At 57.7% G+C, this 15330-nt stretch carries 12 protein-coding genes; 2 read left to right on the top strand and 10 right to left on the bottom strand.

Annotation, left to right across the window (positions count from 1 at the left end):
* Positions 1-72 precede the first annotated feature (72 nt).
* The gene (locus tag FDG13_RS01805; protein WP_180125099.1) at positions 73-1377 is read right to left on the bottom strand and encodes an OmpP1/FadL family transporter; all 1305 of its coding nucleotides are present in this window, start codon (positions 1375-1377) and stop codon (positions 73-75) included.
* A gap of 494 nt (positions 1378-1871) precedes the next feature.
* Between FDG13_RS01805 and FDG13_RS01800 the strand changes: the two genes are divergently transcribed.
* Positions 1872-2864 (top strand): porin, encoded by a 993-nt coding sequence (locus FDG13_RS01800; protein ID WP_180125098.1) that lies wholly within the window; start codon positions 1872-1874, stop codon positions 2862-2864.
* Positions 2865-3271: 407 nt separating this feature from the next.
* Positions 3272-4291: a porin gene (locus FDG13_RS01795; RefSeq protein WP_180125097.1), complete on the top strand. Its 1020-nt coding sequence runs from the start codon at positions 3272-3274 to the stop codon at positions 4289-4291.
* A gap of 152 nt (positions 4292-4443) precedes the next feature.
* Here FDG13_RS01795 and FDG13_RS01790 read toward each other — a convergent pair whose 3' ends face one another.
* The 9 genes from FDG13_RS01790 to mmsA all read right to left on the bottom strand — a co-directional run bounded on the left by FDG13_RS01790 (position 4444) and on the right by mmsA (position 15329).
* Positions 4444-5040 carry a beta-phosphoglucomutase family hydrolase gene (locus FDG13_RS01790; RefSeq protein WP_180125096.1) on the bottom strand — a complete coding sequence of 199 codons (597 nt, stop codon included), beginning with the start codon at positions 5038-5040 and terminating at the stop codon, positions 4444-4446.
* Positions 5041-5067: 27 nt separating this feature from the next.
* The gene (araA, locus tag FDG13_RS01785) at positions 5068-6570 is read right to left on the bottom strand and encodes an L-arabinose isomerase (RefSeq protein ID WP_180125095.1); all 1503 of its coding nucleotides are present in this window, start codon (positions 6568-6570) and stop codon (positions 5068-5070) included.
* A 37-nt stretch (positions 6571-6607) separates the two neighbouring features.
* A complete protein-coding gene (locus tag FDG13_RS01780; protein WP_078365318.1) occupies positions 6608-7303 on the bottom strand; it encodes an L-ribulose-5-phosphate 4-epimerase in 696 nt (231 codons plus the stop codon).
* Positions 7300-8967, bottom strand: coding sequence for a ribulokinase (locus FDG13_RS01775; protein WP_180125094.1), 1668 nt, complete (start codon positions 8965-8967; stop codon positions 7300-7302). The genes FDG13_RS01780 and FDG13_RS01775 overlap by 4 nt, the downstream gene beginning before the upstream one ends.
* Positions 8968-9222: 255 nt before the next feature.
* Positions 9223-10383 (bottom strand): galactokinase, encoded by a 1161-nt coding sequence (gene galK, locus FDG13_RS01770; RefSeq protein ID WP_180125093.1) that lies wholly within the window; start codon positions 10381-10383, stop codon positions 9223-9225.
* On the bottom strand, positions 10368-11420 hold the full coding sequence (locus FDG13_RS01765; protein ID WP_218942573.1) for a UDP-glucose--hexose-1-phosphate uridylyltransferase: 1053 nt from the start codon (positions 11418-11420) through the stop codon (positions 10368-10370). The genes galK and FDG13_RS01765 overlap by 16 nt, the downstream gene beginning before the upstream one ends.
* Entirely contained in the window at positions 11413-12594 is a 1182-nt protein-coding gene (locus tag FDG13_RS01760) for a Gfo/Idh/MocA family protein (protein WP_180125092.1), read from the bottom strand. The genes FDG13_RS01765 and FDG13_RS01760 overlap by 8 nt, the downstream gene beginning before the upstream one ends.
* A gap of 4 nt (positions 12595-12598) precedes the next feature.
* A complete protein-coding gene (gene mmsB, locus FDG13_RS01755; protein WP_180125091.1) occupies positions 12599-13795 on the bottom strand; it encodes a multiple monosaccharide ABC transporter permease in 1197 nt (398 codons plus the stop codon).
* Position 13796: 1 nt separating this feature from the next.
* On the bottom strand, positions 13797-15329 hold the full coding sequence (gene mmsA / locus FDG13_RS01750; RefSeq protein WP_180125090.1) for a multiple monosaccharide ABC transporter ATP-binding protein: 1533 nt from the start codon (positions 15327-15329) through the stop codon (positions 13797-13799).
* Between the last annotated feature and the right edge of the window lies 1 nt (position 15330).

Raw genomic sequence — 15330 nt, 5'->3', positions numbered from 1 at the left:
GCGAACTGCGTCCCCCCAGCCAAGAAAAAAGCCCCCCGAAGGGGCTTCTTTTGATTAAGGCTGCAATGCAGATCAGAATGCGTGTGAATACTGCACACCCAGAATCCAGGCGCTGGCCGCGTAGTCGCCGGTGACGGTGCCACGGTTCAATGCACCGGACTGGTTGTTGTTGATTTGCGAGTCCTTCAGGTACAAATAGGTCACACCAAAATCAAACACCGAGCCTTTGCTGGGTGTCCATTGGGCACCGGTCGACAGCCAAAGGCGGTTGTTGTCTGGCAAAGACACCAGGCGGTAAGCGGCAGACTTGACCGGCGTCTGGTCATAAGCCACGCCGAACTTCAGCTTGACATCGCTGCTGTACTGGTAATTGGCCCCCACCGCCACACGCCAAGCGTCGCGGAACTCAGTATCCAGCGTTTGAGCGTTTTGGCCAGACAACGCGCCAGAGGTGCGAATGATGTCAATCTTTGGAATGGTGCTCCAGCCCGTCCAAGACACATCACCGAGCAACTGCCATTTGTTGTTGAGCTGATGCGTGGCACTCAGGATAAACATGTCAGGCAGTTTCAGGGTGGTTTTTGCACCGCTGGAAGCTCCGGCGTTGACAGTCGCGTTGGGACCAGTCACATTGATGGCGCCAGTGAGGTCGTAACTGACCGTTGATCGGTAAGAGACACCGATTTTGGTGTCTGGCGACACAGTGAACAGCGCGCCCACATTCCAACCCCATGAGTCATCTTGCAGATCCAGTTTCAGAGGTGAGTTGGCTAGCACGGTGGTCACAACGCCTCCAACCACGGGTCCTGCCACCCCCACCTGCCGGTGGTAGTCCGCCGTCAGCCGCTGCCAGCTCAAACCTGCACCCACCGACACCTTGTCATTCACCCGGTAAGCGATGGATGGGTTGATGTTGTAAGTTTTGACATCAAACATGGTGGCCTGTGCAGCGCCAATCCAGGGGGTGGAGTACTCGGTCTTCAGACCAAACGGGGCACCCATGCCCACGCCCACATACAGATCCTTGTTCAAGGCCCAGGACATGTAGGCATTGGGAATAAAACCCCAGCCGCCACCATCCCCGCCATTGCCTGTGCCATTGAACTGTCCAACACTGGAGCCCCTGTCTGTGAACTTAAAACTGGTCCCCACCGCTGACAAACCTGTCGAGAACTCGCGGTCCTGCAGTTGCGTCATGCCCGCCGGGTTGTAAAAAATGGTGCTGGCGTTGTCGGCAATTGCCGCTGAGCCCGCATAGGCGTTGCCCAGGCCGCTCGCATTTTGTTCAATCAGCTGAAAGCCGGAGGCCGACGCATGGCCAGCAAACAGGCTCAGGATCAGCGCCGGGATCAGTTTCATTGGGGTGGGGATGGTCATGTTGTTTCCTCTGTAATGGGTTCTAAAAAAGCACTTATCAAAACAACACCACCATTGGTACACCCTCGTGGGGTGCCGTGTTTCATTCGAGCCCAGATGTCACGCCACAAGTTGTCGTGTGTGCTGTCTAGAGTAAAAAAGAACGGTCGTGCTGTTTGGCCGAATATTGCATGTTTTTGGCAATCCCCATGGCAGGGGTTTTCCCTGTCACCTCTGCAAGGTTGTCAGCTCCTTCTGAGGGGATGCCTGTGGTGCAAGACAGCAAAACGCTCACTTGCCCGTCATTGTCTTGTAGGGAAATCCCCGATGTGGTGCGTGTTGCTATCACGCGACAAACTACCCCTCTTTACCTGCGAAACAAAAATGAAACATGGTTGTGCTGGTGTTTTTTGCAGAGACAGTGGTCAAATCAAACACGGGATGTTTCATCCGCCCGTTTGAACAAGCTCAATGGCTGCTTTCAAATGTTTTGTTAATTTTTTGGAGTTTTACTCATGAAAAAAAGTCTGATTGCTTTGGCAGTTCTCGCTGCTTCCGGCGCCGCTATGGCTCAATCTGCCGTGACCCTTTACGGTATTGCTGACGTGTGGCTTGGTTCTGAAAAGACTGCCAATGTCCGTGACACCAAGCTCGACTCTGGTGGCGTGAGCGGTAGCCGTTGGGGCATCAAGGGTACTGAAGACCTGGGTGGTGGCTTGAAAGCCAACTTCCTGTTGGAACAAGGCTTCAAGATTGACACCGGCGCACAGGCTACTCCTGGTCAAGCCTTCTCTCGCCAATCCTATGTTGGTTTCTCAGGTGGCTTTGGTGAAGTCAAACTGGGCAAAATGTGGACGGCTTATGACGATGTGAGTGGTGCAGCAAATGCGGTGTTTGACTCTGCTCTGTCGCCCATGGGCAAAGTGTTCAAGAGCACCGACTACAACTCTAACCCAGGCAACAGCTTGTACTATGCAACTCCATCTTTTGGCGGTTTTGCAGGTGCCGTCAGCTACAGCTTGGGTGAAGACAAGACCGCTGCTGTCAGCGCTTCTTCCATCGCCAGCTACAACGTGACTTACGCCGCTGGCCCCCTGGCTGTGCAATTTGGATACCAAGTTGAAGACAGCAATGCGTTTGCCAACGATAAGAAGTTCACCCGTTTGGGCGGCACTTATGACTTTGGCGTTGCCAAGCTCTATGCCAATTACGGCAAGGTCAGCAACATTGGTAATGCGGTTGATCGGGATGCCAAAGAGTACCAAATTGGTGTCGATTTCCCTGTGAGCTCTGCTTTGACACTGTCTGCCGGTTACGCCAAGTCGGATGACAGCAACCCCGCCGGTGTCTACGAAGCCACTCGCAAGGGTTACGGTGTTGGTGCTGCTTACTCCTTGTCCAAACGCACAACCGTGTACGGTGGTTATGAGTCTGACAAGGCAACGGTTCAAAATGCTGCTGACGCAAAACACAGCTTGTTGGCTGTGGGCGTCAAGCACACGTTCTAATCTGATGCTGACGTAAGTCAGTTAAAGCTTAAAACGATCAACCCCACTTGGGCAACCGGGTGGGGTTTTTTAATGTCTGTGCTGATGCAGCAGGCTTTGTTTAGAAGGACCCTCGAGTGCATAGGATGTAGTTCTGACCTGTGTTACAGCGGTGCTTGCTCTAGCCAAGTCTGTCAGTGACTCGGAGCTGTATAGGGACGGGCACAGGCTAGGTGCACCACCGGGTGCTTCGATGTGTTGCAAAGGAGCAACGGATGCACCAAATTTGCGCGCTTTTGCGGTGTCTGTAGCTGCAACTGTCACTTTCCTCTGTTTCAATCGGCTTTAACTTCCTTAACAAGGAGGTTGGCCCTGGGTTCTGAGACCTTCTGTCTGGGATCCTCCGTTTAACCTTGGAGAAATCTGAAATGAAAAAATCGTTGATCGCGCTGGCCGTTCTGGCAGCATCTGGCGCCGCCATGGCCCAATCTTCTGTGACTATGTACGGTATTGCTGACGTCTGGTTTGGTACTGTCAAGACCAACAACGGTACTTCCAGCCTGACACAGACCAAATTGGAAAGTGGTGGCGTGAATGGTTCACGTTGGGGCATCAAGGGTTCCGAAGACCTGGGCGGTGGTCTGAAGGCCAACTTCCAGTTGGAACAAGGTTTCAACATCGATGACGGTAAGGGTGGCGAGACAAATGCTAAAACAGCTGCTGCGTTCTCTCGTCAATCCTGGGTTGGTTTGTCTGGTGGTTTTGGTGCCGTCAAGCTGGGTCGCATGCCTACCGCCTTGGATGATGTGAACGGAGCTTCGAATGCCGTTTTTGATTCCAAATTGTCGGCAACCAATGATGTTTTCCTCAGTGGTGGCTACACCGTTCGTCCTGACAACTCGTTGTTCTACCAAGCACCTAATTTCAGTGGCTTCAGCGGTGCTATCAGCTACAGCTTGGGCGAAGACAAGACAGCGGCCACCAGCGCTACCTCTACCACCAGCATGAACCTGACCTATGCGGCTGGTCCTTTGGCTGTGCAATTTGGTTACCAAGTTGAAGACATCACCAACACGGTCGCTTTGAATGCTGACAAGAAGTTCACTCGTCTGGGTGCTTCCTATAACTTTGGCGTCGCCACCCTCAAGGCTTCTTACGGTGCCGTTGACAATCTTGGCAACGTCAGTGGTGCAGACACTTCTGAATACCAAATTGGTGTGGACTTCCCCGTCTCTGCTGCTCTGACATTGTCTGGCAATATTGCCAAGTCGGACGACAACGCAAAAGCGGGTGACGCAGAGCGCACTGGTTATGGCCTGGGCGCAAAGTATGATCTGTCCAAGCGCACCTTCGTGTACGGTGGTTACCGTCATGCCAAGACCGACAACGTCACCTTGGCTGACACCAAGACCGACGTGTTCGCTGTCGGCGTGCAACACCGCTTCTAATCCCAGGCTGGCGTAAGCCAGCTGAGGTTTAGAAACCAAAAAACCCGCCTGGGCAACCCGGCGGGTTTTTTTATGTTTGTGACAAGAGTTGTGGCATGCCGCAACCGGTCGAGGCCAATGGTCTCTGCGGGCGGCCAGGCGCGTCCGCCAGTTCAAAAATAGTCGTTGTAGATGTGGTGGGTCAGGTACACGTCCACAGCGGCCATACCGGCGCTGGTGGCGGCTTGTAGGCCCAGTTGGGCGTCTTCGAAGACCACACATTGGCGGGGGTCCACTCCCAGCAGTTCGGCGCAGCGCAAAAAGGTGTCGGGTGCCGGTTTGGGGTGGTCGACCTGGTCTGCACCCACCACGGCGTCCAGATAGGTGTCCATGCCACATTGCTGCAACACCAGCAGCGCCTCGGCGGTGTTGGCGCCGGTGCCAATGGCCATGGGTTTTTTGCCGTGGTAGTGTTTGACTAGGTCGAACAAGGCGGTGGGTTTGACAAAACGGCGCACGTTGTCACGCACACACTGTTCCTTGAACTCGTTCATCTCGTCCAGGCTGGCCGACACTGTGCAGTCAAACTTTTCGATCAGAAAAACCAATGTCTCCTTGGTCGGAACACCGGCCAAGGAGCGCATCAGCGGTCCGTCAATGGGAATGTGGTACTTGTTGAGTGTGGCTCTCCAGCTGAACTCGTGCAACTGGCCGCTGTCGACCAGTGTGCCATCCATATCAAAAATGAGAGCTACATAATCATCATACATAAGGGTTATAGGCAGAAACCCTTGTTATCAGAGTCCCTGGTTCAAGTGGTAATAAGCCCCATTGTGGCGCAGCTCGGTTTTGATGCCGCGCACCGTGGTGTCGGCGCCGATCACCACCGCTTCAATGCCCGCCATCTCGGCCAGATCCACCGCCTCGTCGGCGGTGATGCCTTGGGTGTAGGCGCTGTGGTGGGCGCCACCGGCATGGATCCAGGCTGCTGCTGCCACCGCCAAGTTCGGGCGGGGTTGCCACAGGGCTTTGGCCACCGGCAAGTTCGGCAACTCTTGTGCCGGGGTCACGGTATCGACCTCGTTGATGATCATGCGAAAACGCGTTCCCATGTCGATCACCGAGATGTTGATGGCCGAGCCCGCTTTGCCGGTAAACAGCAGGCGTGCGATGTCTTTTCGGCAGCCGATGGTGTGCAAATGCACTTCCAGCTTCGGTTTCGCGGCGGCAATCGACGGACAGACTTCAAGCATGTGTGCGCCCAGCACTTGGCCGACAGCGCCAAAGTTGTAGGTGTAGTCCTCCATGAACGAGGTGCCACCAGGGCGGCCCTTGGACATCACCTTGGCGATACGCACCATGGCGGCTGTTTTCCAGTCACCTTCACCACCGTAGCCAAAACCTTGGCTCATGAGGCGTTGAGTCGCCAGGCCGGGCAGGTTGGTGGTGCCGGTCAGGTTCTCGAAACAGTTGGTGAAGGCACCAAAGCCGCCCTCTGTCAGGAACTTGTGCAGGCCCAGTTCCAGGCGAGCTTCGTTTTGCAACATCTCAAACTGGTGGGCATCGGCCAGCAGGGCGGGTGACACCTCGTAGTCCGCCTTGTAGAGCTCAATCTGGCTGGCCACTTGGGCATCGGTGACGGTGGCCACGGCTTCTTGCAAGTCACCCAGGCCAAAGGCGTGGACTTCGTAACCAAACTGGATTTGCGCCGAGACCTTGTCACCTTCGGTCACCGCGACCTGGCGCATGTTGTCGCCAAAACGCGCGACCTTCAGGTTCTGGCTCTCAAACCAGCCCATGGCCACGCGGCACCAGCTGTCGATGTCGGCCTGCACACGTGGGTCGGCCCAATGCCCCACCACCACCTTGCGGTCTTGGCGCAGGCGGGTGCTGATGTGGCCGAACTCGCGGTCACCGTGGGCACTCTGGTTCAGGTTCATGAAATGCATGTTGATATCGGCAAACGGCAGTTCGGCGTTGAACTGGGTGTGCAGATGCATATAGGGTTTGCGCAACGCCTTCAGGCCCGCAATCCACATCTTGGCGGGAGAGAAGGTGTGCATCCACAGGATCACACCGACGCAGTTGGGTGCGCTGTTGGCGGCCTGGCAGACCGCCAGGATGTCGGAGGGGGACACCACCGTGTCTTTGGCCACGACCTTGATCGAGATGGCCTCAGAGGCACTCAGGCTGCTGGCAATGGTCTGGCTGTTCTCAGCCACCTGGGCCAACACGCCAGGGCCGTACAAATGTTGTGAGCCGGTGATCAGCCAGACTTCTTTGGTATCGAAAACTTTCATGGAATGCTCCTCAAAAAATAGCTAATAGACCAGTTATTTACTGGGCTTGACCGTAATAAGCGTTCTTGCCGTGTTTGCGCAAGAAGTGTTTGTCGATGATGGTTTGCTTCAAGGACCTGATGTCCGGGCGCAGGGTCTGGGTCAGGTAGGCCATGTGCGCCACTTCTTCCAGAATCACCGCGTTGTACACCGCTTTGGCGGCGTCTTTGCCCCAGGTGAAAGGGCCGTGACCAGCGACGATGACCATGGGTGCGTCGTCCGGGCTGCGACCAGCGAAGCAGTCGGTGATCTGCACACCGGTTTCTTCTTCGTAGTCGCGCGCGATCTGGGCGTCTGTAATCAATGCGGTGCAGGGGATGTCGCCGTAAACAAAGTCGGCATGGGTGGTGCCAAAGCAAGGGATGGGCCGCTGGGTCTGCGCCCAGGCCGTGGCAAAGGTGGAGTGGGTGTGGGTCACACCGCCAATGCTGGCAAAGTGCCGGTACAAATAAGTATGGGTGCGGGTGTCGGACGAGGGTTTGAGTTTGCCCTCCACCACGGTGTTGTCGAGGTCCACAATCACCATGTCATCCGGTGTCAGCTCGGCATACGGCACACCGCTGGGTTTGATGGCAATGACACCTTTGGCACGGTCGATTTCCGACACATTGCCAAAGTTGTAGACCACCAGCTTGCGCCGGTCCAACTCCATATTGGCCTCATAGGCCGCGCGTTTGAGTTCGGTGTAACTCATGGCTTTCCTTCGTTCACATAAGCGCCCAGTTGTTGGTACTGGGCGTAGAGCGGTTCATAGGCCAAAGCGGCTTCGGCATTGGGTACGTAGGTTTTGCAGACCGGTGATGCCATCACCGCCTGGGCGCTGGCCACATTGGCGTGTACCCCACCGACGGTGGCGGCAAAAATGGCGGCACCCAGGGCGCAGCTCTGTTCACTCTCCAACACGTCGATCGGGCAGTTCCAGACGTCGGCGCAGACCTGCATGACAAAGTCTGACTTCTTGGAAATGCCGCCAATCACCACCACGGCGTTGATCGCAATGCCTTCGTCTTTGAAGCGTTCGATGATCGCGCGAGCCCCAAAGGCGGTGGCTTCCACCAGTGCGCGAAACACCTGCGGTGCCTGGCTGCCCATCTTCAGGCCGGTGAGGGCCATGGCCACGGTCTGGTCGGCATCGGGCGTGCGGCGGCCATTGACCCAGTCCAACGCGGTGATACCAGTTTCTCCGACCGCGAGTTTGGCCGCTTCAACTCCCAGTGCCGCCAAGGTGTGGTCCTCAATCTCCTGGATCAGCTTGTGCTTGGTGGCCTCGTCGATCAGGGTGCTACGCTGCAGCAGGTTGGCCGTGGGCCAGTTGACCAGGTTGCGAAACCAGGCATACAAATCGCCAAAGGCGGATTGCCCCGCCTCCAGCCCCACCAGGCCGGGCATCACCGAGCCGTCCACCTGGCCACAGATACCACGCACTGTTTTGTTACCGATGTCGGCGTAGCTGGCCACGGTGATGTCGCAAGTGGAGGTGCCCATGATTTTGGTCAACACGCCCGGTTTGACGTTGGCGGCCACTGCGCCCATGTGGCAATCAAAAGCGCCAAAACCGACCGCTGTGCCCACGGGCAGGCCCAGTTTCTCAGCCCATTCTGCGGTGAGTCGGCCGCACAATTGGTCAGCGGTGAAGGTCTCGACCGGTAGCCGGTCACGCAGACCGCTCAGCAGCGGGTCGATACCGGCAAAGAAGGCATCGGGTGGGTAACCCCCCCAACTGGCATGCCACATCAGCTTGTGCCCGGTGGCGCAGCGGCCCATGCGCAGTGTGTCGGGGTGGGTGGTGCCGGTCAGCACAGCCGATATCCAGTCGCAGTGTTCGACCCACATATAAGCAGCTTTGGCCACCGCCGGGTCAGCGCGCATCACGTGCAAGGCTTTGGCCCAGTACCACTCCGAGGAATAAATGCCACCCTCAAACTTCAGGTAGTTTTCCGGTGCCTGGTGAGCGGCTGCGGTGATTTGCTGCGCCTCTTTGACGGCGGTGTGGTCTTTCCACAGGACAAACATCGCGTTGGGATTGGTGGCGAATTCAGGCAGCAAGGCCAGTGCCACACCGTCGCGGTTCAAGGCAATTGGGGTCGAGCCGGTGGTGTCAAAACTCAGGCCCACCACCTGCTGGGCAGCACCCGCCGGGGCTTTTTGCCACAGGGCCTGCACGGCTTCCACCAAGCTGTCGGTGTAGTCCAGCGGGTGCTGGCGAAACTGGTCTTTGGCGGGCGCGCAAAACAGGCCTTGGCTCCAGCGTGGGTAGTACACCACGGCACTCGCCACTTCTTCGCCGGTTTGCGCATTCACCAACAGCGCCCTGACCGAATCACTGCCGTAATCCAGACCCAATGCATAAGAGCTCATAAAACATCCAGGAATTGAAACAAGCATGAACCGTGAGGGGACAACAGACCTGGCCAAGCGGTGCGCAGGCCAGGGTGTCCGATCACAGAAAAACAGCTCTTTGGCCTGGGATCAGCGGCACATGCAACCGATCAAAGGCCAAAGAGTGAGGGCATGATAGCCATGGGGGGTATATTGATCCAATAGAGATTAGGAGACTATTGATACCAATAAACACATGCCGCAAACCCGCAGGGAGCGAGTCGTTGGATGGGCTCAGCTCAGTGAGCCGGCGCCTTGTGAGGCCTGGCAGACGTAGACGGTACCCGCTTCGCCAGTGGGTGATCGGTACTGCTCTGCCACGGCTTGGCGGACCGCTTCGACATGGCTTGATGGCATCAGTGCCACCGCACAGCCGCCAAAGCCGCCGCCGGTCATGCGGGCGCCACCCACCGGGCCAATGGCGGTCTGAAGGATGTCCACCAACTGGTCGACCGCGGGCGCAGTGATTTCGAAGTCGTCACGCATCGAGACATGGGAGGCCGCCATGAGTTGCCCCATCTGACGTAAATCACCCACTGCCAAAGCCACTGCGGCGTCGAGCGTGCGCTGGTTTTCGGTGACGATGTGCCGGGCACGGCGCAGCACGATGGCATCCAAATCCCTCGCCTCAGTCTCCAGCCGGGCCAGGTCCAGATCACGCAAGGCCTTGACGCCGTAGTGTTTGGCCGCCGCTTCACACTGCAGGCGCCGGGTGTTGTACTCACTGCCAACCAGCCCGCGGCGCACCCGGGAATGCACAATCATCACCGCCACATCAGCAGGCATCGGCACCGCCTGTGTGGCAAGGGAGCGGCAGTCGATCAGCAGGGCGCTACCGGCTTCCCCGCGTGCTGATACCAGTTGGTCCATGATGCCGCAGTTGCAGCCAACAAACCGGTTTTCGGCGCGTTGGGCAATCAAGGCCATGTCGGTAGGACTGAGCTCACTGAGCCCCTGCAGGGTTTTGAAAGCCTGAGCCACCGCCACTTCCAGCGATGCGGAGGACGACAAGCCAGCACCCTGCGGCACATTGCCAGCGAGTGCCAAATCGGCACCTTTCAGCGGCAAGTCAGTTTCAAGCAGGTACTTGACCACCCCGCGTACGTAATTGGGCCAAGCGCCCTCAGCCAAAGGCAGGATGGGCTGGTCAAGGCGGAAGCTGTCGACTTCGCCGCCGTAGTCGGCCGCCACCACCCGCACGACGGCGTCAGCGCGTGCGCTGGCGGCGATCAGCGTGCCAAAGTTGATGGCGCAGGGCAGGACAAAACCGTCGTTGTAGTCGGTGTGTTCACCAATCAGGTTGACCCGCCCGGGGGCTTGCACCCAGTGTTGCGGTGGGCTGCCAAACGCGGCTTCAAAAGCCTCAGTGGCGACGTGTTTCAAAGCTTGGGACATGTGGATGATTCGCGGTAATGCAGGTCAGAGACCGCGCGTAAGCGATCAGCGGCCTGTTCTGGCGTGAGGTCACGCTGCGCTTCGGCCAGCATCTCAAACCCCACCATGAACTTGCGCACACTGGCTGAGCGCAGCAGAGGGGGGTAAAAATGGGCGTGCAACTGCCAGCCTTCGGTGCTGCGACCGTCAAACGGGGCGCCATGCCAGCCCATCGAGTAGGGGAAGGAACACTGGAACAGGTTGTCATAACGGCTGGTCAGTTTTTTTAATGCCAGCGCCAGATCAGCCTGCTGTATAGCGTCAAGTTGGGTGATGCGCTGCACGGCAAAGCGTGGCAACAGCAAAATCTCGAAAGGCCAGGTGGCCCAGAACGGCACCACCGCCAGCCAATGCGCCGTCTGGACGACCACACGCTGGCCACTGGCCGCCTCGCGTTCGGCATAGTCGAGCAGCAGGGGGCGCTGGTGTTCGCTGAAGTAGGCTCGCTGGTGCAGGTCTTCCTGATGCACTTCGCTGGGGATGTAACTGGTGGCCCAGATCTGACCATGTGGGTGCGGGTTGGAGCAGCCCATCATGGCACCCTTGTTCTCGAAGATCTGGATGCCTGGGTAGGTTTGCCCTAGCTCCGTGGTCTCGGAGATCCATGTTTGGATGACCTGACCGATGGCGGGCAAAGCCAACTCTGGCAAGGACAGGCTGTGGTCGGGCGAGAAACAGATCACCCGGCTGGTGCCCCGGGCACTTTTGATCTGGAACAGCTCGTCTTTCGAAGCTTCAGCCTCGGGCGTGTCCGCCATCATGGCCGCAAAATCGTTGGTGAAGACGAAGGTGTGCTGGTAGTCAGGGTTGCGCTCACCGGTCACCCGCAGGTTGCCGGCACACAAATAACACTGCGGGTCATGGCTGGGTCGTTCACTGCGATCCGGTGATTCCTGCTGGCCTTGCCAGGGGCGCTTGGCACGGTGTGGCGAGACGAGCACCCATTGACCGGTCAGGGGGTTGTAACGACGATGGGAATGGTCACTGGGGTCAAACATGGTCAGTTGTACCTTCAACGGCTGTCCAGGTACCTTGTTGCTGGCTGGAGACCAGCGCGGCGGTGACAAAGCGCAGACCTTGCAGACCGTCACTGGCGTTGGGGAAATGTGTGGACAGCGGGTCCACCGCCTGATGACAGCGGCGCGCGGCGATCGTATCGGCCGCGTCGGTGTACAGGTTGGCAAAGGCTTCGTGAAAACCTTCGGGATGCCCGGCCACGATGCGTGAGGCTCGCGCGGCCAGCGGCAGGGTGCCAGGGCCATTGGGTGTACGTATCTGTGCTGGCGCATCCAGTGGTTTGAAGTGCAGCACTTGTGGGTGCTCTTGTTGCCACTCCAGGCTACCCAAAGCGCCGCTGATACGGATACGCAGACCGTTTTCCACACCTGCCGCCGCCTGGGTCACCCAAAAACTGCCGCGTGCCCCGTTGCTCAGACGCAGCATCGCGCCCGCGTAGTCGTGGGTCAGGCGATCCGGCACGATGCTGCCGACCTCGGCCGCCACCTGCGCTACCTCCAGCAGGGTCATGAATCGCAGCAGGTTGTGGGCGTGGGTGCCGATGTCGGCCAGCACCAGAGAGGGGCCACCTCGCGTTGGGTCGTCTTTCCAGGCGCGTCGGCCTGGTCCTGCCTTGGCGCGACCCCCTTGGACGTACTCGACCTGCACCAGCCGGATCTCGCCCAACTGGCCGTCCTGCACCATGGCCCGGGCCTGGCGCACCATCGGATAACCGGTGTAGTTGTGGGTCAGACAAAACACCAGTCCGGTGTCTTGGACCTTCTGGTGAAGCGCCTGTGCCTCTGCCTGCGTGTTGGTCATGGGTTTGTCGCAGATCACATCCATGCCGTGGTCCAACGCCAACATGGCCAACACAAAGTGGCTGTCGTTGGGGGTCATGATGGCCACCACCTCGGCACCATCAGGGCGCTGTGCCTCGGACTCGATCAGGGCCTGGCCACTGGGGTAACTGCGCTCGGGCGCCATGCCGATGGACAGCCCGGCGCTGCGGGCGCGCTCAGGGTCAGAGGACAGGGCGCAGGCGACCAGCTCAAAACGGTCATCCAGCCGCGCTGCCTGGCGGTGCATGGCTCCGATAAAAGAGCCCGGTCCGCCACCGATCACGGCCAGCCGCAGCCGACGCCCTAGCAGTTGCAATACCGTGTTGTCCGCCATCAGGTTATTTTTTCTTGTTGTAAACGTCGACACACACCGCTGCCAGCAAGACCAAGCCTTTGATGACCTGTTGCCAGTCGATGCCAATCCCCATGATGGACATGCCGTTGTTCATGACACCCATGATGAACGCACCAATCACCGCACCCAATACCTTGCCAACACCACCCGACGCGGAGGCGCCACCGATAAAGCAAGCGGCAATCACATCCAGCTCAAAGCCGAGGCCTGCTTTGGGTGTGGCGGTGTTGAGCCGAGCGGCAAAGATCAAACCGGCCAAGGCCGCCAGCACGCCCATGTTGATGAAGGTGTAGAAGGTCAGGCGCTCGGTGTTGATGCCGGACAGACGCGCTGCCTTTTCATTGCCACCGAGAGCATAAACGCGACGGCCCACGGTGGTCTTGGAGGTGACAAAGTCATACACCAGCATCAGTACCAGCATCACGATCAGCACATTGGGCAAACCACGGTAAGACGACAGCAGGTAGCTGAACGCGGCAATCATGGCGGCAAACGCCAGATTTTTGAACAGGAAAAAGACATAGGGTTCGTTGTCCATGCCGTGTTTGGCACGGGCGGCACGGTCTTTCACTTTGGCCAACAACAAGATCAAGGCCATGGCCAAGCCGAGCACCAGCGACAGGACTTTCAGGCTTTCACCCCCAAACGGGTCTGGAATAAAACCGGTGCTGAGCAACTGGAACTCGGGTGGAAAAGGACCGACTGACGAGCCACCCAGGACCACCAAGGTGAGACCCCGAAACACCAGCATGCCCGCCAGCGTCACGATGAAGGCGGGTATCTTGTAAAAAGCCACCCAGTAACCTTGCGCGGCACCAATCACGCCACCAAGCACCAGGCAGATTAGGGCGGTCAGCGCAAAGTTGAGGTTGTATTCCACCATCAAAACGGCGGCGACAGCACCGACAAAACCGCAGACTGAGCCCACCGACAGGTCGATGTGGCCAGCCACAATGACCAGCAACATGCCCAGGGCCATCACGATGATGTAGCTGTTTTGCAGAATCAGGTTGGTCAGATTCAGGGGCTGGAACAGGGTGCCATTGGTCATCACCTGGAAGAACCCCATGATGGCCACCAACGACATCAGCAGACCATACTCGCGCAGGTTGTTTTTCAAGAAACCCAAGCCTGGGGAGGCCGCTGCGGGTGGGGTGGCTTTTGAAGAGACGGTCGCCATGTCAATTTGCTCCTGAGGTCACAATAGAACGCATAATTTTTTCCTGAGACGCTTCGGCGGCGGTGAATTCCGCCACAAAAGCGCCCTCGTTTAGCACACAGATTCGGTCACACATGCCCAACAACTCGGGCATTTCCGATGAGATCATCAGAACGCATTTTCCTTGCTCGGCTAACTGCGCAATGATGGTGTAAATCTCATATTTAGCACCCACATCGATGCCACGCGTGGGCTCATCCAGAATCAGCACTTGCGGGTCTGAAAACAGCCATTTGCTCAGCACCACCTTTTGCTGGTTGCCACCCGACAGGTTGACGGTGTTGGCAAACACATTGGGGCTGCGGATGTTGAGCTTTTTCCGGTAGTCCTCGGCCACACTGTATTCCTCGCCCTCGTCGATGACCGAGTGTTTGGATACCGCGTCGAGATTGGCCAGTGTGGTGTTCCAGGCGATGGTTTCTTCCAGCACCAGTCCGTAACCCTTGCGGTCTTCGGTGACGTAGGCCAGCCCAGAGTTGATGGCTTTTTGCACGGTGCTGGTGTCAATCGGCTTGCCATGCATCAACACTTCGCCAGTGATGTTGCGACCGTAGGTGCGGCCAAACACACTCATCGCCAGCTCGGTGCGCCCGGCACCCATCAGGCCCGCAATGCCAACAATTTCGCCTTTGCGCACATGCAGGTCGACACCCTTGATGACTTCGCGGTCGGCATGTTCTTCATGGTGGACGTGCCAGTTTTTGATCTCAAACACGGTGTCACCGATATGTGGCACACGTTTGGGATAACGGTCCGCCATCTCGCGACCCACCATGTGTTTGATCACCAGGTCTTCACTGATCTTGGTGCCTTGGGCGTCCAGTGATGCCACCGTGGTGCCATCACGCAGGATGGTGATGGCGTCGGCCACCTTGGACACTTCGTTGAGTTTGTGTGAGATCAGGATGCAGGCGATGCCCTGGCGTTTGAGTTCCAGCAACAGTTCCAGCAGCGCGTCACTGTCGGTCTCGTTCAAGCTCGCTGTGGGTTCGTCCAGTATCAGCAGTTTGACTTCTTTGGACAAAGCCTTGGCGATTTCAACCAGCTGTTGTTTGCCCACACCAATGTTAGTGATCAAGGTATTGGGCGACTCTTTGAGCCCGACCTTGGCCAACAAGGCCTGTGTTTTGACATAGGCCTGGTTCCAGTCAATGATGCCGTGGCGCGCTGGCTCGTTGCCCAGAAAGATGTTTTCAGCAATCGACAGCAGCGGCACCAGTGCCAACTCCTGGTGAATGATGATGATGCCGCGGTGCTCACTGTCGGCAATGCCGCGGAACTGGCAGTCCTGGTTCTGGAACCGGATGTTGCCTTCGTATTCGCCGTATGGGTACACCCCACTGAGAACCTTCATCAGTGTTGATTTACCAGCCCCGTTTTCACCCACGATGGCGTGGATCTGGCCAGCTTGGACCGTTAAATTCACATCACTTAACGCACGTACGCCGCGGAACGCTTTGTGGATCCCGCGCATTTCAAGAATCGGATCAGCCATA

It is taken from the genome of Rhodoferax sp. BLA1 (assembly GCF_013416775.1).
GTDB lineage: Bacteria > Pseudomonadota > Gammaproteobacteria > Burkholderiales > Burkholderiaceae_C > Rhodoferax.
The sequence above is the reverse complement of the archived record's forward strand: the minus strand, read 5'-3'. Positions and strand labels throughout refer to the sequence as shown.